The sequence below is a fragment of the Methylobacterium sp. 092160098-2 genome (assembly GCF_028920805.1).
GTDB lineage: Bacteria > Pseudomonadota > Alphaproteobacteria > Rhizobiales > Beijerinckiaceae > Methylobacterium > Methylobacterium fujisawaense.
The window spans coordinates 1,181,218-1,204,121 of sequence record NZ_JAQPZJ010000001.1 but is presented as its reverse complement, the minus strand read 5'-3'; the positions used below and the strand labels follow the sequence as shown (position 1 = coordinate 1,204,121).

General features: G+C 71.3%; 20 protein-coding genes. 9 read left to right on the top strand and 11 right to left on the bottom strand.

What is annotated here, in order from left to right:
* Positions 1-129 precede the first annotated feature (129 nt).
* From htpG to lptB, 4 genes are all read left to right on the top strand, one after another.
* A complete protein-coding gene (gene htpG, locus PQI07_RS05555; protein ID WP_274926223.1) occupies positions 130-1,962 on the top strand; it encodes a molecular chaperone HtpG in 1,833 nt (610 codons plus the stop codon).
* A 229-nt stretch (positions 1,963-2,191) separates the two neighbouring features.
* Positions 2,192-2,911, top strand: coding sequence for an LPS export ABC transporter periplasmic protein LptC (lptC, locus tag PQI07_RS05550; RefSeq protein ID WP_043350977.1), 720 nt, complete (start codon positions 2,192-2,194; stop codon positions 2,909-2,911).
* A complete protein-coding gene (locus PQI07_RS05545; protein ID WP_075381379.1) occupies positions 2,908-3,567 on the top strand; it encodes an LptA/OstA family protein in 660 nt (219 codons plus the stop codon). The genes lptC and PQI07_RS05545 overlap by 4 nt, the downstream gene beginning before the upstream one ends.
* An 8-nt stretch (positions 3,568-3,575) precedes the next feature.
* On the top strand, positions 3,576-4,427 hold the full coding sequence (gene lptB, locus PQI07_RS05540) for an LPS export ABC transporter ATP-binding protein (protein WP_374701317.1): 852 nt from the start codon (positions 3,576-3,578) through the stop codon (positions 4,425-4,427).
* Positions 4,428-4,480: 53 nt separating this feature from the next.
* Here the strand turns inward: lptB and PQI07_RS05535 are convergent, their stop codons facing one another.
* Complete coding sequence (locus tag PQI07_RS05535) at positions 4,481-5,632, bottom strand: dimethylmenaquinone methyltransferase (protein ID WP_043386967.1); 1,152 nt, start codon at positions 5,630-5,632, stop codon at positions 4,481-4,483.
* 180 nt (positions 5,633-5,812) lie between these two features.
* Here PQI07_RS05535 and PQI07_RS05530 point away from each other — a divergent pair, with 180 nt between their 5' ends.
* Positions 5,813-7,126 (top strand): MFS transporter, encoded by a 1,314-nt coding sequence (locus PQI07_RS05530; RefSeq protein WP_274926222.1) that lies wholly within the window; start codon positions 5,813-5,815, stop codon positions 7,124-7,126.
* A gap of 24 nt (positions 7,127-7,150) precedes the next feature.
* On the opposite strand, the gene PQI07_RS05525 is transcribed toward PQI07_RS05530, so the two are convergent.
* From PQI07_RS05525 to PQI07_RS05510, 4 genes are read right to left on the bottom strand one after another with little or no spacing between them, the layout of a single operon-like run.
* Positions 7,151-8,278, bottom strand: a complete 1,128-nt coding sequence (locus PQI07_RS05525; protein ID WP_043760383.1) for a glycosyltransferase family 4 protein — start codon at positions 8,276-8,278, stop codon at positions 7,151-7,153.
* Between the two features lies 1 nt (position 8,279).
* Positions 8,280-9,662, bottom strand: coding sequence for a right-handed parallel beta-helix repeat-containing protein (locus tag PQI07_RS05520; protein ID WP_274926221.1), 1,383 nt, complete (start codon positions 9,660-9,662; stop codon positions 8,280-8,282).
* Entirely contained in the window at positions 9,659-10,600 is a 942-nt protein-coding gene (locus PQI07_RS05515) for a glycosyltransferase family 2 protein (protein ID WP_043350964.1), read from the bottom strand. The genes PQI07_RS05520 and PQI07_RS05515 overlap by 4 nt, the downstream gene beginning before the upstream one ends.
* Positions 10,597-12,075 (bottom strand): lipopolysaccharide biosynthesis protein, encoded by a 1,479-nt coding sequence (locus PQI07_RS05510; protein WP_274926220.1) that lies wholly within the window; start codon positions 12,073-12,075, stop codon positions 10,597-10,599. The genes PQI07_RS05515 and PQI07_RS05510 overlap by 4 nt, the downstream gene beginning before the upstream one ends.
* 127 nt (positions 12,076-12,202) lie before the next feature.
* Here PQI07_RS05510 and PQI07_RS05505 point away from each other — a divergent pair, with 127 nt between their 5' ends.
* Both PQI07_RS05505 and PQI07_RS05500 read left to right on the top strand, forming a co-directional pair.
* Positions 12,203-12,808 (top strand): serine acetyltransferase, encoded by a 606-nt coding sequence (locus tag PQI07_RS05505; RefSeq protein WP_274926219.1) that lies wholly within the window; start codon positions 12,203-12,205, stop codon positions 12,806-12,808.
* A complete protein-coding gene (locus PQI07_RS05500; protein ID WP_043386983.1) occupies positions 12,805-13,407 on the top strand; it encodes a serine acetyltransferase in 603 nt (200 codons plus the stop codon). Before PQI07_RS05505 ends, PQI07_RS05500 begins: the two co-directional genes overlap by 4 nt.
* A gap of 28 nt (positions 13,408-13,435) precedes the next feature.
* On the opposite strand, the gene PQI07_RS05495 is transcribed toward PQI07_RS05500, so the two are convergent.
* Complete coding sequence (locus tag PQI07_RS05495; RefSeq protein ID WP_274926218.1) at positions 13,436-14,578, bottom strand: DUF1972 domain-containing protein; 1,143 nt, start codon at positions 14,576-14,578, stop codon at positions 13,436-13,438.
* A 72-nt stretch (positions 14,579-14,650) separates the two neighbouring features.
* Here PQI07_RS05495 and PQI07_RS05490 point away from each other — a divergent pair, with 72 nt between their 5' ends.
* Positions 14,651-15,388, top strand: coding sequence for a class I SAM-dependent methyltransferase (locus tag PQI07_RS05490; RefSeq protein ID WP_274926217.1), 738 nt, complete (start codon positions 14,651-14,653; stop codon positions 15,386-15,388).
* Between the two features lie 12 nt (positions 15,389-15,400).
* On the opposite strand, the gene PQI07_RS05485 is transcribed toward PQI07_RS05490, so the two are convergent.
* The 5 genes from PQI07_RS05485 to PQI07_RS05465 are packed head-to-tail and all read right to left on the bottom strand — an operon-like array spanning position 15,401 to position 21,288.
* Positions 15,401-16,333, bottom strand: a complete 933-nt coding sequence (locus tag PQI07_RS05485; RefSeq protein WP_274926216.1) for a glycosyltransferase family 2 protein — start codon at positions 16,331-16,333, stop codon at positions 15,401-15,403.
* Entirely contained in the window at positions 16,330-17,970 is a 1,641-nt protein-coding gene (locus tag PQI07_RS05480; RefSeq protein ID WP_274926215.1) for an O-antigen ligase family protein, read from the bottom strand. The genes PQI07_RS05485 and PQI07_RS05480 overlap by 4 nt, the downstream gene beginning before the upstream one ends.
* Positions 17,967-18,608: a CpsD/CapB family tyrosine-protein kinase gene (locus tag PQI07_RS05475; RefSeq protein ID WP_274926214.1), complete on the bottom strand. Its 642-nt coding sequence runs from the start codon at positions 18,606-18,608 to the stop codon at positions 17,967-17,969. Before PQI07_RS05475 ends, PQI07_RS05480 begins: the two co-directional genes overlap by 4 nt.
* The gene (locus PQI07_RS05470; RefSeq protein WP_274926213.1) at positions 18,605-20,137 is read right to left on the bottom strand and encodes a GumC family protein; all 1,533 of its coding nucleotides are present in this window, start codon (positions 20,135-20,137) and stop codon (positions 18,605-18,607) included. Before PQI07_RS05470 ends, PQI07_RS05475 begins: the two co-directional genes overlap by 4 nt.
* Entirely contained in the window at positions 20,134-21,288 is a 1,155-nt protein-coding gene (locus PQI07_RS05465) for a polysaccharide biosynthesis/export family protein (RefSeq protein ID WP_043349351.1), read from the bottom strand. Before PQI07_RS05465 ends, PQI07_RS05470 begins: the two co-directional genes overlap by 4 nt.
* 447 nt (positions 21,289-21,735) lie before the next feature.
* Between PQI07_RS05465 and PQI07_RS05460 the strand changes: the two genes are divergently transcribed.
* A complete protein-coding gene (locus PQI07_RS05460) occupies positions 21,736-22,839 on the top strand; it encodes a helix-turn-helix transcriptional regulator (RefSeq protein WP_043349349.1) in 1,104 nt (367 codons plus the stop codon).
* Positions 22,840-22,904 lie beyond the last annotated feature (65 nt).

Here is a 22,904-nt window from a genome sequence, read left to right as displayed (position 1 = left end):
CCGAAGGGCAGGGCCTCCACAGGCGACGGACCGCCATGACGGCGATGCCGAGCCCGCGCGGCGCATTGAAAACGGCCGCGTTCGCCAGCATATCGCCACCGCGATTTTCCCACAGCGGAGGCATGACCCGTGAGCGAGACGATTGAGCGGCACGAGTTCGGGGCGGAGGTAGGCCGGCTCCTCGACCTCGTCGTGCACGCGCTCTATTCCGACCGCGAGATCTTCCTGCGCGAACTCGTGGCCAACGCCGCCGACGCCATGGACCGGCGGCGGTTCGAGGCCCTGACCTCGGCGGCGAGCGCCCTGCCGGCGGACGCCAAGGTCCGCATCGCCCCCGACAAGGAGGCGCGGACCCTGACCGTGTCGGATGCCGGCATCGGCATGACCAAGGAGGATCTCGCCACCAACCTCGGCACCATCGCGCGCTCCGGCACGCGGGCGTTCTCGCAGACGCTGGAATCCGCCAAGGCCGAGGACCGGCCGAGCCTGATCGGCCAGTTCGGCGTCGGCTTCTACTCGGCCTTCATGGTCGCCGACCGGGTGACGGTCACGTCGCGCCGCGCCGGCAGCGACGAGGCCTGGACCTGGGCCTCCGAAGGCCAGGGCAACTACACCCTGGAGCCTGCCACCCGGGCGGAACCCGGCACCGACATCGTGCTCCATCTCAAGGGCGACGCCGACGAGTACCTGGAGCCTTACCGGCTCGACCATCTCGTGCGGAAATGGGCCGACTTCATCACTGTGCCGATCGCGGTCGTGCGCGACGGCAAGGACGAATCGGCCAATCAGGGCACCGCGCTCTGGCGCAAGGCGAAGTCCGAGGTCACCGAGGAGCAGTACGAGGCGTTCTACCACTCCATCGGCATGAACTTCGACAAGCCCTGGGCGACGCTCCACTGGCGCGCCGAGGGGCAACTCGAATTCGCCGCGCTGCTGTTCATCCCCGGTTCGAAGCCCTTCCAGGCGCTCGAGAACGAGCGGCAGAGCAAGGTCCGCCTCCACGTGCGGCGGATGTTCATCACCGACGAAGCCGAACTGCTGCCGCCCTGGCTGCGCTTCGTCCAGGGCGTGGTCGATACCGAAGACCTGCCCCTCAACGTGTCCCGCGAGATGCTGCAATCGACCCCGGCCCTGGCGCGGATCCGCCGCGCCGTGACCGGCCGCGTCGTGTCCGAACTCGCAACCCGCGCCAAGGACGCCGAGGGCTACCAAGCCTTCTGGGAGAATTTCGGCCCCGTCCTCAAGGAGGGCATCTACGAGGATTTCGAGCGCCGGGGTGAGATCGCCCCGCTCCTGCGCTTCCGCTCCTCGGCGGTGGAGGGCTGGACCTCCCTGCCGGATTACGTATCCCGCATGAAGGATGGCCAGGAGGCGATCTACTACCTCGTCGCCGACGATGCGGAGGCGCTGAAGTCGTCGCCCCAGCTCGAGGGCTTCAAGGCGCGCGGTCTCGAGGTGCTGCTGCTTTCCGATCACGTCGACGCCTTCTGGCCCGACCAGCTCGGCAGCTTCGAGGAGAAGCCGCTCCGCTCGATCACCAAGGGTGGGCTCGACCTGTCGAAGTTCGCCCTCGAGGGCGAGCAGCCGGAGGCGCCCGAGGGCATCGATGCGTTCGTGGCCGCCGTGAAGACCGCGCTGGGCAGCGAGGTCTCGGACGTGCGCACCACCGACCGGCTGGTCGACTCGGCGGTGGTCCTGTCCGCCGGGACCGGAGGCCCAGACCTGCAGATGCAGCGGCTCATGCGGCGGGCAGGGCGGGCCGGGGCCGGGCAGCCGGTCCTGGAGATCAACCCGCGCCATCCGCTGATTCGGGTGCTGGCCGCGGCCCCCGAATCGGAGGTGCCGCAGGCGGCCGGCACGCTCCTCGACCTCGCCCGCATCCAGGATGGCGACAGCCCCCGCGACCCGGCGGCCTTCGCCCGGACCGTGGCGGCGGCCCTGGCGGCGGCGCGCAGCGCGTAGGACTACGGAGACACGCGCCGGGCGCAGGCGGAAAGCCGCGCGCGGCGTGTGTCTCCACACACATCCGCGCCGGACGATTGTCGGTTCGGTTGATCATTCGGAAACGGTCGAGCCATAACTTCGCCACCGGTCGGGATCATTGCCCGGCCGATGGCGCGGGCGCGGTGGGGGCCGCAGGCGTCTGAGCCGAACCCTCTCGCGCGCGTCAGGCGCGCCTCACGGACGCTGCATGAACCCGGTCGAGGCTGAAGCCGGCAACGGACAGGCGGTCGCGGCGGCGCGGACCCGGGCCCATGCCCGGGCGTATCGCCACAGCGGACGCGTGCGCACCATGCGCCGCATGATTCCGGTGGTCGCCGGGGGCTCGGTGGCGCTGCTGCTGGGGTACCTGTTCAATCCTTTCGCGGCCCAGCTGCCGGGCGTCTCGGTCGGTCCGGTGACGCTGGCGGGCTCGAAGGTCCGCATGGAGAATCCGCGGCTCTCGGGCTTCCGCCAGGGAACGCGCGGCTACGAGGTGACGGCGGACGCCGCCCTGCAGGACGTCCGCAAGCCGAGCCAGATCGAGCTGCAGCAGATGCGCGGCCACATCGCCACCGACGATCAGGGCGGCATCGCCCGGCTCTCGGCGGTGTCGGGCCTGTTCGACACGGCCCGCGAGGCGCTCGACCTGAAGGACGACATCCGGATCTGGACCGACAAGGGCGAGGAGGTGCGCCTGCGCTCGGCCGCCGTGGCGTTCAAGACCGGCGCCATCAGCTCGCAGGAGCCTGTCACCGTTTCGAGCCCGCGGGCCACCGTGAAGGCCGACACCCTCGACGTCGTCGAGAACGGTAAGCGGATCTCCTTCGTGGGCAAGGTCCAGGTGGTGATCCTCAACGAGGATCAGGCCGAGAAGCCGCAGGCCCGCATCCTGACGTCGGACGCCCAAGCCGCGGACGGTGCGCGATGAGCGCCGCCCGCCTCGTCTGGGCCGCCCTGGCGGCGGGGCTGGTTCTCGCCGGCCCGGCTTTCGCCGAGAAGTCCGCGCGGAAAGATTCGCCCTTCGGGAATATCGGGGGCGGAGGCAAGGACCCGATCAAGATCGACGCCGACCGGCTCGACGTGTTCGACCGGGAGAACAAGGCGATCTTCGCCGGCAACGTCGTGGCCGTGCAGGGCGACAGCACCATCCGGTGCTCGACCATGACGGTCACCTACAAGCGCGGCAAGGACGCGCCCGGCAAGGCTGCCAAGGGCGAGGCGAAGGAGGAGGGGGCCGAAGCGGCGCCCCGGAATCCCGCCGAGAACGGGATCCAGAAGGTCGATTGCGCCGGTCCGGTGACGGTGGTGCAGAAGGATCAGGTCGCCACCGGCGACCATGCGGTGTTCGATCAGGACGCCAAGCGGATCGTGCTGACCGGCAATGTCGTCCTGAGCCAGTGCCAGAACGTCACCCGCGGCCAGCGGCTCGTCTACGACATGAACACCGGGCGCGCGAACATGGACCCGGTGGCGGGCGGCCGCGTCTCGGCCCTGTTCGTGCCCGGCGAGAAGTCCGACGCCAAGGACGGCAAGGCGAAGGGCTGCACGCAGCCGCCGCCCAGGCCGAAGGCGCAGGTCGATTGAGCGGCGCCGTGGCGTTCCAGGCTGGCCCGCAGGACCCGGCGGGCCGAACGAGCTGGCTCGGCCGCCTGTTCGGCCGGCGCGCGCGGCAGCCGGACGCGGCCGAGGCCGAGGGCTGGTCCGCGGCCGAGGCGGGCGGCCTCGGCATCCTCAGCGTGAGCGGCCTGCGTAAGAGCTACGGCGCCCGCACGGTGGTCCACGAGGCCGGGCTCACCGTCCGCACCGGCGAGGCCGTGGGACTGCTGGGCCCGAACGGCGCCGGCAAGACCACGATCTTCTACATGATCACCGGGCTGGTGGCGGCCGATCGCGGCCACATCACCCTGGACGGCCTGCCGATCACGCACCTGCCCATGTACCAGCGGGCGCGGCTCGGGATCGGCTATCTGCCGCAGGAGGCCTCGATCTTCCGCGGGCTCACCGTCGAGGACAACATCCGCGCGGTGCTGGAGGTGGCCGAGCCCGACCGCAAGGCGCGCGCCCGCAAGCTCGATTCCCTGCTGGAGGAGTTCGACATCGCGCGCCTGCGCAAGTCGCCCTCGATCGCGCTCTCGGGCGGCGAGCGGCGGCGTTGCGAGATCGCCCGGGCGCTCGCCTCCTCGCCGACCTTCATGCTGCTGGACGAGCCCTTCGCGGGCATCGACCCGATCGCGGTGGGCGACATCCAGGATCTGGTGAAGCACCTGAAGCAGCGCGGCATCGGCGTGCTGATCACCGACCACAACGTCCGCGAGACGCTGGGCCTGATCGACCGGGCCTACATCGCCCATTCCGGCCGCATCCTCACCGAGGGCACGCCGGAGGAGATCGTGGCGAACCCGGATGCGCGACGCCTGTATCTCGGCGAGGATTTCAGGCTTTAGGCCGGACTTCGCCCCTACGAGGGGAGCGAAGACGGGGCGGAGGCGGCCGCGCCTCACCCCTTCCAGTTCTTGAGCGCCGCGAACGGGCTGTCGGAACCCGCGGGCTTCTCCGGGTTCAGCACCGGCTCCACCTGCGCGATCGCGTCCGCCATCGAGAAGGCCGAGCCGCTCTGGAGCCGGCCGCCCGCCGCGTCGCGGTGGCCGCCGCCACGGAACAGGCGGGCGCCGTCGAGCGCCGTGCCGTCATTGGAGCGGAACGACAGCGTGCCCATCCGCTGGACGTTGACGACGCGCTTGGCGCGGCCCGCATCCATGATCAGGTCGGAGACCCGCTGGAAGGTGCCCGAATCGAGGGCGAAGGACAGGAGCGTGCCGTCCTTCAGCGGGCGGAACAGGGCGTCCGAGCGGGCGAGGGCCCGGGCGAGGCGCATGCGCGTGGTCAGCGTCGGATCGTCGTCGGGCGCCTCGCGCAGCAGGGCGTCGACCACGCCGGTGCGGATCTCCGAGGCGCGCCGCTCGAGTTCGGCCGGGTTGGCGCCGTCCCGCAGGGAGGCGGCGGCCGCGAGCAGGATGTCGGACACGAACCGGTCGTGCCAGGGATGGCCGACCGGCACGTAGCTCGACACGACTTCCCAGAACAACTCGTCCAGGGCGAGCCCGCCGCGGAAGGCCGGGCTCTCCTTGCGCCAGAGGTCGACGGCATCGACCGCGGAGAGCAGGCTCGACAGGTCGGTCGCGGGTTCGTGCGTTGCGAACAGGGCCCGGTGTTCGAAGGTCATCCGCGTGGCGCAGATGTCGTCCTCGATCAGCACGGCGATCTCGGGATCGCCCAGATCGATCCGGTGGAGCGCCGGGCGCGCTGCATCGGCGGTCGCCTCCAGCCCCAGCCGGCGCATCTGGTCGAGGGACGAGGCGTGGTGGTCGAGGACCACGAGGCGGTGCTTCTGCCCGTCCTCCCGGCGCCGGTTCATCGCGGCGAACTTCCTCAGGCCCGCGATGGTCTGCTCCTCCAGGCCGAGATCCGTCATCAGCAGGATCTCGCGCTCCGCCGCGCGGCCGAGACGCTTGATCTCGTCCTCGAAGACCGGGCCGACATCGCTGTAGCGGGGCACGTGGACGACGCGCTCGACCGTGGCGCAGGCGGCGGCGACCGTGGAGGCGCCGTAGCCGTCGAGGTCGTGGTGGGTGATCTGGATCAGGCGCAACGGTCCGGACTCGAAGGATGACGGAGCGGCCGGTCTACGACGCCCGGCGCCGCGAGGCGAGGGGTGGCGGACCTTCCGTCCGGCGGCGTTCGGTGCAGAATGGTGCCGGGCCGCCACGAGTCGCACAGGACCGGCCGGCCACGGAGACCCTCAACGGGCCCGCCATTCCGGGAGGATACGATGGCCTTGGCCGCAACGCCGCGCGTGCGCCGCATCCAGACGATCTCGCTTGCCCTTCTCGTGACGGCGGGCGTGGTCAACTACGTCGACCGCGCCACCCTGGCGGTGGCCAACCCGCTGATCCGGGAGGATCTCGGCCTCTCGATCCCCGAGATGGGCTTGCTGCTCTCGGCCTTCCTCTGGGCCTACGCCTTCGCACAGCTGCCGGCCGGTGTGCTCGCCGACCGGTTCGGACCGCGCCTGACGCTGACGCTCGGCCTGACCTGCTGGTCGTTCGGCCAGATGCTCGGCGGCGCGGTGACGTCGTTCTGGCAGTTCGTGAGCGCGCGGATCGTGCTCGGGATCGGCGAGGCCCCGCATTTCCCGACCTGCGCCCGGGTCTCCCGCGACTGGTTCAACATCCGCCAGCGCGGCACCGCCACGGGGATCTGGAACTGCGCCTCCTCGCTCGGGACCTTCCTGGCCCTGCCGCTGCTGACCTTCCTCATGGTGAGCTTCGGCTGGCGGGCGATGTTCGTGATCATGGGGGCGGCCGGCCTCGTGCTCGCCGCGATCGTCTACGGGGTCTTCCGCAACCCGCGCGAGACCGACCTGACGCCGGGGGAGCGCGCCTTCCTGGAAGAGGGCGATGCCCCGAATGCCAGCCGCCCGGTCACCTGGAGCGCGTGGCGCCGGCTCTTCGGGTTCCGCACCAGCTGGGGGATGATCGTCGGCTATTTCGGCTGCATCTACATGACGTGGCTCTACACCGCGTGGCTGCCGAGCTACCTTGAGATCGAGCGGCACTTCACCCTGCAGAAGACCGGTCTCGTCGGCTCGATCCCCTTCGCCTTCGGCGTGCTGGGTGGGATCCTGGGCGGCCGCGTGGTCGACATGCTGGTCCGCCGGGGCGTCGACCCGATCCGCAGCCGCAAGATCCCGATGGTCGGATCCCTGGTGGCGACCGCCGCCTGCACGGTCGTGGCGGCGCTGACGCCGAGCGACACCCTCGCCATCGCCTGCATCTCGGCCTCGCTCTTCCTCGTCTACGTGAGCTCGTCGTCGGCCTGGGCGATGGCCTCCGTGGCGGCGCCGGCCAGCTGCACGGCGTCGCTCGGCGCGATGCAGAATTTCGGCGGCTATATCGGCGGCGCCCTGGCGCCGACCGTGACGGGCTTCATCGTCGGCGGCACGGGCCATTTCTCGATGGCCTTCATCACCGGGGCGGTGATCGCCCTGGTGGCGGCGCTCGGCTACTGGACGCTGATCCGGGATCCCATCGCCGACGAGGCGCCGGAGGGTCCGGTGGTCGGTCAATTCAGGGCCGCGCAATAAGCCGGCGGACGGTCTCCGCTGGCGTCACCCCCGCAGGTTCGGCGCAGCCAGGATCAGGTCCCGGAGATGCGTGCGGGCCGTGAAGCTGCCGCGCATCAGGTCCACGAAGGTGGCGGCCGGTCCGTCCCAGTCGTGGCGCGCGGCATGGGCCCGGGCGGCGGTCGCGTCGAAGGGCAGCCGCCCCTCGATCGCCGCGCCCATCAGCTCGGCGAGCCGATCCACCCGGTCGGGGGCGTCGGGGTCGAAGTAGCTCGCCGCGCTGCCGCCGGCCTCCGGGATGGCCGTCAGGCTCGAGGCGATGACCGGCGTCCCCCGGGCGAGGCTGTCGAGGACCGGGATGCCCCAGCCCTCGCCGCGGCTCGGGAAGACCAGGGCGGCGGCCCGGGCGTAGAGGTCGGAGAGCCCCCGGTCGTCGATGCCGGCGATGTGCACCGCGTCCGGCGTCCGGGCGAGGCGGTCCAGGGTCTCGGGCCGCTCGCCGTCACCCTTGCCCACCACGATGAGCCGCGCCGCGCCCTCCGGCAGCCGCGCGAAGGCATCGAGGACGAGACCGAGATTCTTCCTCGGCTCCAGCCGGCCGACCATGAGCAGGTACGGCCGCCCGTCCGCAAGCGGGGTCCGCTCCGAGACCGCCTGCGGCGGGGTCGAGCCGCAGCGCACCTCGGCGATGCGGTGGCGTTCGATGCCGTAGACCTTGGCGATGGAGTCGCGGCTGTAGTCGGAGATGGTCAGAACCAGCTTGGCGCGCCGGGCCGAGAGCCGAGTCAGGATCTTGTTCCGCCAGCGCATCGACCAGGGAAAGAATTCGGGATGGGTCTCGAACAGGATGTCGTGGACCACCACCACCTGCCGGTCGCCCGGCACCAGCGGCGGGGCGATGTAGGTGGTGAGCAGCGTGTCCAGGCGATCCCGCAGGAACAGCCACGGCCAGACCAGGGTCAGCCGCACGGTCGCGGGGACCCGCGGCAGCCGCCGGTGCTCGATGTTGTCCCCCGAGACGATGCGGGCGCAGGCCTCCGGATCGCCCGAATAGACCACGTAGGTGGCGTCGGGGTGCTGGGCGGCGGCCCGGCCGATGATGTTCACGAGCCAGGTCCGGCTGCCCTGCGGCTTGCCGGTGAGCACGTGCGCGTCGACGCCGATGCGAAGCATATCAAGGGCTCCTGTAGGCGCCGAAGGTCGGGGCCTCCCCGGGGGCGTAGGCCCGGCCGGCGATGTCGCGGGTGGCGCCGAGCGGGATGCCGACGCGGGCGGGGGCGGCGGTCAGGGCGAGGCCGCCGGTCATCGGGCTTGCAGGATCGCGGAAGGCGGGCGTGCCGGTGAGGTCGGGCCCCTGGCCGTTGAGCGGCAGGCTCGTCCCGTCGCCGGTGGCCTGATTGCCCCAGCGGTAGAGCGGGGCGCCGACGGCGCTGCCGAGGAAGTTCGGGCCGATCGCGTTGTTGTTGTCGGTGGTGGTCGCCTCGACCACGATCGCGGCCACGTTCGGCCGGGTCGCGTAGGCGATGTTGTTGAGCACCCGGTTGTTCGACGTGCGGTCGACCTGCTTGGTGTAGTCGGAGGCGAGCACGATCTCGCCGCGATAGACGTGCTTGCCGCCGGAATCGCGCATGTTGCCGGTGGTCGTATTGTTCACCACCGTGTTGGAGCCGGCGTCGAACAGGTTGATCCCGGCGCCGTCATTGTCGGCCGCGACGTTGAACGCGACGATGTTGTCGTCACACCACTGGTCGATCTGGATGCCGTTGCCGTCCTGGCCGGTGGTCTCCTTCTGGCCGGTGACGATGTTGTACCGGATGGTGTTGCGGTCGCCCGCGTCCTGGGCGGCGTCCTTGGCGTAGACGTGGATGCCGGAGGTGCCCGACATCCCGACGCCGTTGCCCGAGACCCGGTTGCCCTCCACCACGTAGCCGGAGCCGTTGATCTCCATCCCGTGGATGCCGTTGCCGGTCACGGTGTTGTCGAGGATGTAGCTCGGGTCCTCGGGGGGCGCGTTGATGACGTCGACGGCGACGCCGTGGGTCTGGTTGCCGGAGAGGGTGTTGCCGGTGATCCGGTGCCCGGCGCCCGCGCCGTCGCCGATCCAGATGCCGAGGCCGGACCGGGACACGGTCGAGCCCGCGACCGTCACGTGGCTCGACCCCCGGCGGATGATGAAGCCGGAATTCACCGCGCCCTGCACGGTCAGGCCGGTGACCGTCACGTAGGCGGCGTTCTCGAACACCACCGAGTTGGACAGGCGCGGTTGCGTGCCGGTTTCGGCCGCCACCGTGACCGGCGCGGCCTCGGTCCCGCGGGATCCGATGAAGACGACGTCGCCATAGCTGCCGCCGCGGACCAGCACGGTCGAGCCGGGGCCGAGGGTGGCGAAGGACACGTCGGCGAGGCGCGCCACCGTGGTGTAGCCGGGCTTCGTGCCGCCGGCGGGATCGACCAGGATGTTCTGCTGCACCTGCGCACCGGCCGGGCCGCAGGCGGCCAGGACCGGCAGGACCAGCGCCGCGAGGGCGCTGCCGAGGATCGTGCGGGGCTGTCTCATGCCGCGAGCGCCCGGGCGATGGCGAGCCGCTTGCGCCGCTGAAACAGCCGGCGCCACACGCTGCGGCCGGCCTCCGGGCTGATCCGCGTCAGCGCGCGGGCCGCCATCTGCCAGCCGGGCAGCAGGGCCTGCGGCATCGCGAGGTCGGCAACCCGGTGGCGTGCCGCCGCGCCGAGCGGCGGCGGCCCGACCAGGCCGAGCCGGCCGAGATCCGCGACGAGGTCCGGGCGCTTGCGGTACCACAGCACCAGGGCTGCGCCCTCGCGCTCTGCGATGCGCAGATAGGCCGCCTCGTCCAGGAGGTGATGGTGATAGCCGAGCGCCTCGGGGGCGTAGAACAGGCGCATGCCGCGCCGGGCCAGCCGCTCGCCGAGCTCGATATCCTCGTGCCAGAACAGCTTCGGGTCGAAGCCCCCGGCCTCCTCCAGGAAGCCCCGGTCGACGCTGACGTTGCAGGTCAGGAACGCGTCCCAGCCGACCTCGTCGCGGCCCGCGAGCGCATCGTAGGAGGCGTCGTGGTGAAGCGCCGAGAACGGCGAGAACGGCAGGGCCGGGTCGATGGTCATGCGCCCGAGGATCGCGGTCCTCCGTCCCCCCCGCCGCGCATGGGCGCGCCGGTGCGCCTCGACGAGGCCCGGCACCGGGATGGTGTCGTCGTTGACGATCAGGAGGCGCTCGCCCCGGGCCGCCGCAATGGCGCGGTTGCGGGCGGCGTTGGCGCCGGCATTCTCCTGGCGCAGATGGACCACCGGGATCCGGGCCGCGGCGACGGCGCGGTCGATGACCGCTCCGGTGCCGTCCGTCGAGCCGTCGTCGCAGACCACGATCTCAAAGGGCGCGTCCGTCTCTTGCCGATCGAAGGCCCAGAGGCACAGGCGCAGCGTGTCGGCGCGGTTGTAGGTCGGGATGATGACCGAGAGCACGGGATCATCGCTCATGACGAGGCTTCCGGAAGCGGGAGGGGGAGGGGATCGGTCGGGGGGCGGCGCAGGCACAGCCACCCGACCAGGGCGGCCGAGACGGCCGCGACGGCGGGGACCGTCCCGGGCGCCAGCGCGGCGGGGCCGGCCGCCCAGGCGAGGGCGGTGATGAGGCCCGGCGCAGCCAGGATCGGGATGTCCGCCAGCGCCAGGGGCGGTCCGGCCTGCCGCCAGAAGGCATGGGCCAGCACGAGGAGCATCGCGGCCTCCGCGAGCAGCGCCGCGAGCGCCGCGCCGAGCAGGGAGTTCCAGGGGATCAGCAGCGTGCAGGCGATGAGGTTGGTGGCGCAGGCCGCCGCGCTCCCGCGTACGGCGAAGCCGGTCCGCTCCAGCGGCACGAGGCCCGCGAACAGGATCGTGGCCGCGATCAGCAGGACGCTCATCCCGGTGGCGATGCGCAGCACCGGGACGGCGCCGGGGAAGTCCGGCCCGAAGGCGAGGCGCACGAGCGGCTCCGCGAGGGCGCAGGCCGCCACCGCTCCCGCGCAGGAGGCGGCCAGGATCGGGACCAGCGCCGTGCGAACCCGGGTCCGCAGCGCTGCCGTCCCGGTCCGCGGCCGTCCGTCCACCAGGGGGCCGACGGCCCGTCCGAAGACCGGCACGAGCGGCGCACACAGGGTGATCGCCACCGCGGCCCCGAGCTCGAAGAACCGGAAGCCGGCCGTGAACTGGCCGAGCTCGGCCGCGCCCGCGAAGGCGGCCAGCATCATGAGGCTGATCCGGCCGTTGAGCGAACCGAGGGCATTCGCGACGCCCACGCCCGCCGCGGCCCGGATGGTCGCCAGGGCCTGCGGCAGGGGAGCGAGGCGGGCGGGCACGAGGCGCAGCGCGAGCGCCAGTCCCACGGCGCCGTAGGCGATGCCGGCGCCGACCGCCGCAAGGCTCAGGGCCGCCTCCGGAAGCTGCAACCGGAGCGCGAGAGCGGTCCCGCCGATCAGGATGACGGCGTTGGCGAGCGCCGGCCAGACGGACCAGCCGGGCCGCCCGCAGACCTGGAACAGGGCGTCGAGGAAGCGGGCGGCCGCGAGGGGCATCAGCAGGGCGGCCAGCGCCAGCGCGGGCTGGATCGCGTCCGGCAGCATCGGCAGAATGCAGAGCAGCGCCGCGCCGGTCCCGAGACCGAGGACGAGCCGCGCCGACAGCATTCGGCCGAACTCGGCCGCCCGCATCTCGGGTTCGATCGCACCGAGGCGCGCCCCGAAGGTCAGGGTCGTGCCGAAATCCGCCGCGATCAGCGCCACCGCGAGGATCGCCAGGGCGAGGCCGTAGCGACCGAGGGCCGCCGGCCCGGCCATGTGCCCGACCATCACGAAGGCCGCGAGGCCTGCCGCAAGGTAGACGCCGCGACCGGCAGCCTGCCCGAGCAGATTCGCACCATAACGGAGCCCGCCGGCCCGTCCGCGCCCCGACAATCGGTTTACCAAGCGGATCATCTCTCGGTGACGTCTGACTGAAAACTGCGACCTACGATTGCATCGTGGCAGGCTGCGTATGGCTTGCAACCGGTGTCTCAATTTATGGTTGCAGAGTTATCGCGTTGGCAAAACCGGAGGACTGCGTATGTCCGAGACAGCCGCTGGGTCGGACCTGTGTCTCTCGCGCCGATCAGAAGCGGAGCCGGGACGGCGCCTCCGATGGGTGGAGGTGCGGGCCGCCCTGGCCGCCGATCGGGATCATTGGCGCCGCCGCGGTTGCGGGCCGGCGGCCTTCCGCCGGGGCTACCACGCGATCTGGCTCTACCGCCTGTCCCGCTATGCCCATGAGCGCGGCTGGCGGATGGCGGCGTGGCTGCTGTGGCTGGTGAACGGCTGGTGGACCGGCGCCGACATCCCGCCCTCCAGCCGGATCGCCGGCGGCCTGTTCCTGCCGCAGCCCTATGGGACCGTGATCGCCGGCGCCGTGGGCCGCGATGCCGCCTTCGGCATCCAGGCCTCCATCGGCGGCCTGCTGAAGGAGCCGGACCAGGATATCGGCGGCGGCCCGGGCCTTCCGGTGCTGGGCGACGACGTGATGCTGGAGGCGGGCGCCATCGTCCTCGGCACCGTGCATGTCGGGGACCGCGCCCGGATCGGGCCGCGGACCATCACCCTGAAGTCCGTCGAGGCCGACGAGGAGGTCATGCCGCAACCCTGGCGCCCGCTCCCCGGCCGGAACGTCGCGCCATGAGGAACGCGATGTCGGACCATGGCACCCTGTCGGGGATGCGGCGCCTCCTGGCGGCCGACTTCGCCCGCATCCTGCACCAGACCACGGGGGGGAAGCCGACCGCCCGGCTCCGACGCCTGATGCACCTCCTGCTTCCGGCCATGCAGGTGGCGATCCTGCATCGAACCGCGCATCTGCTGCACGGCCGGGGCTGGCGCCGCTCGGCCGCCCTCGTGGCGGACCTGTCGCTGCGTCTCACGGGGGCCAGCCTGCATCCGGGCTCGCGCGTGGGGCCGGGCCTGTTCGTGCCGCATCCGGCGCGGGTCGCCTTCTGCGCGACGGCCGGGGCCGACCTGACGCTGCTGCCCGGGACATTGGTCGGACCGCGGGACTGGGTCCTTCCGGACCAGCCGTTTCCCGCCGACGGTCCTGATCTCGGGGACGGCGCGATCGTCGGCGCGCACGCCGCCATCCAGGGATCGGTCGCCATCGGCGCGGGCGCGACGGTCGGCATCGCGGTCTGCAGTCTTCGGGATGTGCCGGCGGGCACCGTGACGATGATCGCCCAGCGGCAGGTTCGCAGTCCGCGGCGCCCCCAGGGGACGATTCATGGGCGCTAGACCCGGCCGCACAGGGATGTGGCGCCTGTCACGCGCGCCCGTGCTCCCCGCGGACCGCCCGCAGCGCGCCGCGGCCGGCTCGTGCGGGCGCGATCTGGCGGCGCAGGACGCGCTCGTAGGCGTCGAAGATGACGCGCCACGTGAAGGCCTCGGCGTGCCGGCGACGGGAGGCGGCGCCCATGACGTCGAGGCGGCCCGGCCCGGCCCGCACCAGTCTCAGGATGCCCCGCCGCAACTCGGTCTCGTCGCCGAAATAAAGCGCCTGCGGCCCCGCCACCCACCGGTTGAACGGGTTGTCGTGGGCGAGGATCGGCGAGCCCGCCCCCAGGGCCTCGACCAGCGAGGGGTTCGTCCCGCCCACCGTGTGGCCGTGGATGTGGAAGCGGGCGTGAAAGCGGAGCGCGGCCACGCGCTCGGCCTCGTAGATCGCGCCGGCGAAGATCACGTCCGGTCCGCCCGCCGCCCGGACGGCGCGGTGATACGGGTCGGACTCCGCGAGCTTGCCCAGCACGAGCAGCGGCAGGCCCGGGCGCACCTCGCTCCAGGCCCGGACGACCTGGAGCACGAGGTTCTCCGGCACCACCCGGGCGATCAGCAGTCCGTAATCGCGGGGGCGCAGGCCGAACTTCGCCAGCGGCTCGGTCGAGGCTTCCAGAACCGGGTCGGCGCCATACGCGATGGTGGTGATCCGGGCGGCCGAGGTCCCGCGGGCGAGGTGCTTGGCGATCTCCGGGTGGTCCGCCACGAGGTGCGTCGAGAACAGGCTGCCGAGGCGCTCGTTCAGCCAGAACCAGGCCTTGGCGGGCTTCGACCAGCGGTCGCGCTTCCACTCGATGCCGTCCATGTTCATGACGCTGCGCTTGGCCGTCAGCCGGTAGAGCAGCGAGAACGCCGCGGTGTTGTAGCCGAGCACGAGGGGCAGGGCGGGCCGGAAGGCCGCCCGCAGGGTGCATTTCAGGTCGAACACGATCGTCGAGACGGCACCGTCGCCCCGGACCGCGACCGGGATCAGCAGGATCCCACGCCACACCGTCGGCGGGGCCGGCTCGCGCACCTGGCAGTAGACCTCGACCCGCCAGCCCCGGGCCACGAGTTCGAGCGCGAGCCGCTCCGCCAGGGTCTCGAACCCCCCATGCGCCGCCGGCACCCCGCGTGTGCCGAGGATCGCCACCGCCGGGCGCCCGCCCGGCTCCCCCGCCTTCACATGCGCCGTGGGCGCGACACGTTCAGAGGAGTCTGAGGCATGGTCACGGTCGAACAGCGTCTGTTCCGGGAGATGGGAGCCGGAGGCTACTCCCGGCACGACCACCGGATGGAGTACATCGTGCGGGTCAACGCGCTGCTCCGCCCGGACATGCGGGTGATGGAGTTCGGCGCGGGACGCGGCAAGTGGAGCGATGATCCGGTCCCATTGCGCCGACACCTCGGCGACTTCCGCGGGCGCTGCGCCCACGTGGTCGCCTGCGACGTCGACGAGGCGGTTCTCGGCAACAAGTCGGCCGACGAGGTCCGGCTGATCGGTCACGACGGGATGCTGCCATTCCCGGACGGGAGCTTCGACCTGATCTCGGCCTTCTCGGTCCTCGAACACATCGAGCATCCCGAGCCCACCGCGGCCGAACTCGGCCGGGTTCTCGCCCCGGACGGCTGGCTCTGCGCCTGGACGCCCAACCGCTGGGGCTATGTCGGGATCGGGGCACGGCTCATCCCGAAGCGGCTGCACGCCCGGGTGCTGCGCCTCGTCGAGCCCCGGCGGGTCGAGATCGACTCGTTCGTGCCGCTCTACACGATGAACACGGAGGCGGCGCGGAAGCGGCTTTTCCCAACTGATCGGTTCGAGCACTTCACCTACAGTTTCGACGGGCAGCCGTTCTATCATGGCGAGAACATCGTCCTGGGCAAGTTCTGGGAGCTGCTGTTCCGGCTCACGCCGGGCCCGTTCAAGGGCTACCACATGGTGTTCATTCGTAAACGACCGTGAGAGACGGTCCGGTCAGAGGCGAAGACTGCGCAGATGGCTGGCAAATCTGCGCATGTCCTCGGCTTTCCGGGCGAGGTCCGGCTGCCCGCGCAGCCGGGCCGCGAATCCGTAGGCCAGGGCGCGCAGGGTGAAGCCGAGCCGCAGCGGGGCCGAGAAGAAGGCCGGAGACGAGAGGCGCCGGCCGGCGTTGCGCAGGCTGTAGATGGTCGCCAGCCCGTCGAGCCAGCGGGGCGAGCGGGTACCTCCCGAGCCCCCTTGGAGATGGAGAACGGCAATCCCCGGAAGGTAGGCGACGCGCCAGCCGGCATCGCGCAGGCGGCATCCCCAATCCACGTCCTCGCCGTAGAGGAACATCGGGCTGTGCAGACCGCCGATGGCGGCGATCGCCGACCGGCGCAGGAGCAGGCAGGCGCCGCAGATCCAGTCCACGTCGAGGGCTCCGGTGCCGCGGGCCTGCCGGCTGGCGAGATAGAGGCCACGCCGGCCGAGGCGGCCCGACAGGCCGGCGGCGTGCACCAGGATCGAGAGCGGGCGCGGCTCGTAGCCGGCATCGCCGACCTGATGCGTCCCGTCCGGAAAGGTCAGCCGCGGGCCGACGGCGCCGACGTCCGGATGCGCGTCGAGATGGGCCAGAAGACCGGTCAGGGCCTCCGGGTCGCGCAGGAACGCGTCGGGGTTGAGGAGCAGGATCGCCTCGCCGTGCGCGTGCTCCAGGGCGACGGCGTTGCCGCCCGCGAAGCCGTGGTTGGTCCGCTCGGCGATCACCCGCACCCAGGGGAAAGCCTTCGCGACGCGCTCCGGCGTGCCGTCGGTCGAGGCGTTGTCGACGAGGATCACCTCGTAGGGGCGGTCGATCCGGCTCGAGGCCAGCAGTTCCAGGCAGGTCGCGATGTCCCGACCGGCGTTGTAGGTGACGATCAGGACGCTGAGGCTGACGGCGCTCATGATCGGTCTCCACGTGTGAAGGGGGTATGGCCGGTCCTGGACGCGGGCGCTCCCGGGGCGCTGGCGAGGGGGGACGCGGTTCCTCTCCGTTGGACGGGGAGGGCGCGTGTCGCGCCTGTCGATTCTGGCGGCCCGACCGGCCGGCGCGCCTGAACGGCCCTTTGCCGCTGGGCGGCACGCACCCCGGCGATCAGTCCGAGGCCGGTGTAGAGCAGCTCGGCGATGCCGAGATTCAGGCGGAAGCCCGGATCGACCAGGCCGTGCAGCAGATGCGCGATCAGGCCCACCGCGCAGGCCGCCGCGATCGCCGCGAGGGGATCGCCCACCGGCGCGCGGCGGGCCGCGCGGAACCCACGGAAGATCCCGATCCCGAAGACCAGCGCGAAGGCCGCGTAGCCGACGATCCCGACCTCGGTGAGGATCAGGATGTGCAGGTTGTGCACCACGTGGTTCGACCGGTCGAAGAGCCCGGCGAGCCGGGACAGGCCGGTCTTGTCGAGGACCGCGAACTGATTGCCGAAGTTGTTCAGGCCGACGCCGAAGACCGGAAACTGCTCGAAGAGGGCGAGGGCCGCCGCGTTCAACGGGCCGCGCTGGGCGGCCGAGCCGCCGTCGTCGGCGGTGAGCCGCTCCCAGATCAGCGGACCGGCATAGAGGGCCGCGACGCTGCCGACGATTGCCAGAAGACCGAAGACGATCAGACTCGCCCGGGAGAACAGACGGTCCCGATAAACCAGCAGGATCAGGAGCGCGGCGGAGACCGGGAAGGTGAGCCAGGATGCGCGCGACAGGGTCAGGACCACCCCGACCAGTGCCGACGCGGCGCCCGCTGCCCCGACGAGGCGGAGGATCAGCGGGCCGCGGGAGAGGGCCAGCGCCAGGGCGAGGGGCCAGACGAACTCGTAATAATAGCCCAGGATGTTCGGGTGGACCTTCAGGCCACCGGCGCGGCGTTGCGCCGAGAAGTTGATGTTCTCCTCGACGATCTGTTCCTCGCCCAGCACCGAGAGGCCGAGTTCCGAGCCCGAGACGTATTGCAGCCCCGCCACCGCGGTCTGGACGAGGCAGAGGGCGCAGATCGCCAGCGCCAGGGTCCGGATGTCGGATTCCGACAGGTTCGAGACCGCGACCGAGACCAGGAGCAGGCCGACGAAGCGCCACGTGTCGAACCAGAGATAGGCCGGGTCGGTGGCGTTGGTGAGCGACAGCAGGCCAGCGATCAGGAAGCCGACCTGCGTCAGGACGAGGGGGCGGTCGAGCCGCAGGCCGGGCGCATTCTCCCAGAGGCCCGTGAGCTTGGCGGTGATCAGCGCCACGGCCACGAGAAGGGCGACGCTCACCGTCAGGCCGGCCCCGCCGCCGATGCTCGGCAGGTACTGCCCGACCGCCTCGAAATGCTGGAAGAAGCTCACGTCGAGCTTGACCGTCAGCCCGACCGCGAGGGCCACGAGGAGGACCGGCGTCAGGCGATAGAGCCGCCCGACGATCAGGGCGCCGACGCCGCCGAATGCCGCCGCCAACCCGACGACGGCGAACTTCAGGGGCGCCGCGCTCAGTGCGACCGCGCCAGCCGCCGCCGCGAACCCGATTCCCGCGATGGGCAGGGCCCGCAGCGTGCGAGTGTGCGCCCCGCTCACCCGAGCCACCCGTAGAGCCATTTCGGGATCGGTCTGCGGGTGCGATTGAGAACCACGCCCAGCGGGGCACCCCCGGCGGCCCTCAGGTCGGCCAGGGCCTGCTGCGCCACGGCTCGGCGGGTGCGCTCGGCGCCGATCACCACGATGAAGCCGTCCACAAACGGTGAAAGCGCCGCGGCGTCGCCGATCTCGGTGATCGGCTCGCAATCCACGAGGGCGAGATCGAAGCGCTCGTCGACCAGCGCCAGGAAATCCTCGACGCGCCCGTCGTCCAAGGTCGCCTTCCGGATCGCCGCCGGGGTTCCCGCGGGTACGACGCTGAGGCCGTCGGCGACCGCGTGGACGCCGCGGCTCGGCGCTACCGCCCCGGCGACGATGTCGGCGAAGCCCGGCCGTCCGATCAGTCCGTAGGCCTCGGCGAGGGACGGGCGGGACCAGTTGGCTTCGATCAGCACGGCGCTGCGGCCGCGCCGGGCGTAGGCGCCGGCGAGTTCGCGGGCGAGCGTGCTCACGCCCTCGCCGGTCTGGACCGCGGTGATGCCGACCCGGCGCACGCGCGCCTCGTTCCGGGTGAGCTGGACGAGCGCCGGTTCGAGGATCGCCGGATCGATGCGGGGGGCGGCTGCTGCGGCGATCATCCGGCGGTTCCTGTCTGCAGCGGCACCGCGGCCAGCACGGGCACCCGCAGCGAGCGGGCGACCTCCGACGCGCTGCGGTAGGTCTGGGCCAGGATCTCCGCGAGAGCGACGTAGGCCAGCGCGGCGAGCAGACCGAGACCGGCCGCGAGGCCGAGGATCAGCGGCCGGTTCGGGCCGGAGGGCAGCCGCGGCGGCACGGCGCGCGCCACCAGGGCCGAGGACGTGACGGCCTGCGCGTCGAGGCCGGTGCCGGTCTTCAGCGCGTCGATCCGCTTCTGCGTCTCGGTGATCTCGTCGGTGAGCAGGCCCTTTTGCTGGGTCAGCCGGCCATAGGCCAGCGCCGCGTCGCTCTGGCCGATGGCGGCCTTGCGGCGCGTCTGCTCAATCGCCGTGATGCTCTGGATCTTCTCGGCCAGCACGGCGAGCTTCGCCGTGTCGGCGGCGAGGAGCGACTGATACTTCTGCCGCGCCAGGGCGGCGAGATCGCGGTCGAGGCTCACGTATTCGGGCGCGGTCGGCCGGAACCGGACCGCGAGTTCGGCACGCTTCGTCTTCAGGTCCGCCCAGCGCTGGTCGAAAGCGGTGACCGTCGGGTCGGCGTCGGAGGGCGTCGGCTGCCAGCGGTCGGGTCCGGCCTCGCGGGTGCGCTTGAGACGGGTCTCGACCACCTCGCGCTCGATCTGCGCCGCCGATTTCTGCTTGGCGAGATCGGCCAGCGTGCCGAGGTCGTTCTGCTGCTCGATCTCGAAGCTCGCGGTGTTGTTGCCCTTGAGGTAGGTCGCGAGCTGCGCGTCGATGGCGGCGAGGTCGGCCCGGGCGCGTTCCAGCTTGCTCTGGTAGAACGAGGCCGGCGTCTCGTCGGCGTAGACCTCCACGTGCCGGCGCTTGTAGGCGTCGAGCAGCCGGTTGAGCGCCTGCGCGGCGAAGTGCGGATCCGTCCAGGTGAAGCCGGTCACGATCACGTCCGTCTCCTTGACGAACGCCACCTTGAAGGCCGCGAGATAGGCCTCGTAGAGCTTCTCGTCCGGCGTGAGGTGTCGCAGCAGGCCCACCGCCTCGAAGGGCACCTGTACCGTCTCGACGATCCAGGTCTTGACCGCCTTGGCGCTGCGCAGGACCTGGCGCCCCTGGTAGATGAACCAGTCGATCCAGTCCGCGGGGGGCGGGCCGGGCTCGCCGGTGGGCGTCATCTGCTTCAGCGCCGCGAACTCGTCGCGCACGATGCTGGGGTCGCGCAGGATCTCGATCTCGTTGTTCACGTTCTGCGCGCGCTCGGAGAACATGTAGTTCTGGTTGGCGCCGCCCTGGAGCGGGGCGCCCGCCTTCTCGCGTCCGAGACGGATGATCAGCTTGGCGTCCGCCGTGTATTCGGCCGGGGTCAGCAGAAGGTAGATCCCGGCGCCGACGATGGCCGCGACCAGGATCAGCAGGGCCGGCCGGATGTGCCGGAACAGGGCCGCGAGGGCGTCGCGAAGGTCGAAGGCCGGGCCTTCGCCCGCGTCGGCGGCGGTCAGGTCGGTCTGGCTCACGTGCCGGACCTCACGGTGGCGGTGTTGGAGGTGCTGGCGGACGGCCCGGTGATGTAGTTCACGCCGAAGCCGGTCCCGTTGAAGAGCAGGATCTGGCGCACCACGAGATCCACCGCGCGGGCGGTCTTCGCGAGCAGCGACGGCGGCACGTAGACGGTGGCGTTGGGCGGTACGACGATCGAGTCCGCGAGCCCCGGCTGGCTGATATCGACGATGCGGACGCTGCCGGCCGCCTCCGCGTCGAAGCGGATGATGCGCACGGCCTCGCCGGCGGCCGTCGGCAGGACGCCGCCGGCCGAGCCCAGGACCTGAGCCAGGGTCCGCGGCCCCTGAAGGCTCACCGGGCCCGGGGCGCGCACCTCGCCGAACACCATGGTGTTGGCCGGGACGAGGCTCGCGAGCCGCACGCTGGTCGTGACCGAGGCGAGCTGGTGCTTGTAGGCGGCGTTCAGGCTGCCGGCGACCTCGTGCACGGTCCGGCCCGCCGCCTGGACGGCTGGCACCATCGGCAGGTTGATCTTGCCGTCCGGCTCGATCGCCAGGACCTTCACGCGGCCCATATCGGCCCGCTGGGTGAGGTCGCGGAAATCGTCCGTCACGGTGCGGAACCGGCGCAGCATCACCGTGACGACGGGGTCGATCAGCACGTCGTCGTAGGTGCTTTTGATCAGCGCGGCCGCGGCTTCCGGCGACAGCCCCGCGACCTTGATGCCGTTCTTGCCGGGCAGCGAGATCCGGCCATCCGGCCGGACGATCACGGTCCGGTTGTACTCCGGATGGGTGCGGAAATCGACGTCGAACTCATCGTTCGGATTCAGCCGGTAGGTCGGCTGGACGACGCTGGAATCGATCAGGAACGAGACTTCGACATTGTCGCCGACATTGAGCCGGTAGTTCGCCAGCCCGAGGCGCATGGTGCGTCCGACCTCCTCCTGCGCCGCGGCGACCAACGCGGGCGGCAGGCCCTCCGAGATGGTGCCGGTTTGGGTGACGTCGGTTCCCGCGCGCGTCGCGCTCTGCGGACGGCTCGACATGCAGCCCGCGAGCAGCGGGGCGCAGCCGAGCAGCGCAACGGCGACCCCCAGGACGCCGGCCGGGCGACGGGCGTGCCGGGACGGCGCGCCGCGGAATCCAGACAGGGAAAACGCCATCGACCTCAGCCGCATCCTGCTCGACTGCGCTCGCTCGAAGACAACCCATGATCGAGCCGCGCACCGCGATACAATCGCAAAGCTTGGTTAACGAGGCTTGAACCCGGCTTTTCCCAATTCTATCAGAGGTTGTAAATCGCAAGCCGTGGCAAACTGCGGAGGCGGACTCCCGCCCGTGTGGGACGTCGGGCTCGCCTGCGGGCGCGACCTTCGAGATAGCGCGAAATGAAAAGGCCTGACGTTCGAGCCGCTGGACGAGGCGGTCCCGTCGAGATCCCGACACCTCAGACTTCGGTACTCTCGATCGAAAGCTGTATACATCCGGACGCTTGCTCGGATTTAACGACGTGATTTATAGTTCGCTGGTGAAAGCCGGTCCGAGCTGCGGGTCGAAACTCTGCGGCGCGGTGCCGGACGGCATTGTTCGTTGCGAGGAGGGCGTGCCGCATGGCGGGCGTGAGGCCGGATCTCTTCGCTCGCCTGCGCGACGACCTTGAGACAGGGTTCCGGGAAGATCTCGAGGAGGCGGTCGTCGATCCTGCGCGCTGGCCTGATCTGGCCGAGCGCACCGTGCGGGCGTCCGGCAGCGAGGGAGCCCTGCTCCTCCGGTCCGATCGAAGAAGCCTTGAATCGCTCTGCACCGCGTCGCTCGCCGACGCATCGCGCCGCTACTTCGACGAAGGCTGGCACCGCGACGACCACCGCCTGCGCGGAATCCCGTTCATGCGGACGCGCGGGATCGCGGTCGATCAGGACTTCACCACCCCTGAGGAAGTCGCACGCCTGCCCTTCTACCAGGATCTGCTCGCCTCCCGCGGCCTGCGCTGGTTCGCCGGCATCGGCTTCGCAGTGAAGGGTCGTCTCTGGTGCCTGTCCCTGCAGCGGACGGTGGAGCAGGGGCCGTACGAGGCACACGAGCAACGGCGCCTCGCCACCCTGTCGCCGCTTCTGCAGCGCGCGGCTCTGCTGACGTCGATGGTGGAGCAGGCCCGCCTGGCGGGGCTGACGCAGGCCTTCGAGCTGATCGACCGGCCCGCCCTGATCCTCGATTTCGAGGGGCGCGCGCTCCGCTGGAACGACGCCTTCGGCGCGCTCCTCGGTCGCGACCTGAAGCTCACGGGCGGTCGCCTCACTGCGGACAATCCGGAGGCAACCCGGCAGCTGGAAGCCCTGGCGCGGCCCTTCGGCCGCCCGCCCATCTCCTCCGTGGTGGTGCCGCGACAGGACGCGCCGCCCATCGTGATCCACGTCGTGCCGTTGGTCGGACCGACCCGCGGCCTGTTCGGGGGAGCGAGCACGCTCCTCCTCTGCAGCGTTCCCGGGACCATGACGGTGCCGACCTCCACCATTCTCCAGGCGGTCTATCGGCTGACTCCCGCGGAGGCACGTCTCGCCCTGGCCTTGTCGACTGGCACCTCGCTCGCGGAGAGCGCAGCGCGGTTTGCGATCACTGCGGCAACCGCCCGCTCGCAGCTGAAGGCGATTTTCGCCAAGACCGGCGCGACACGCCAGTCCGACCTCGTGCGACTGGTGGCGAGTCTCGCGCGCTGACCGCGCCCATCGCGGTGAACCGGAACAGGTGCGTCCCGGTCCCGGCCCCCAATGGAACGGGTCGG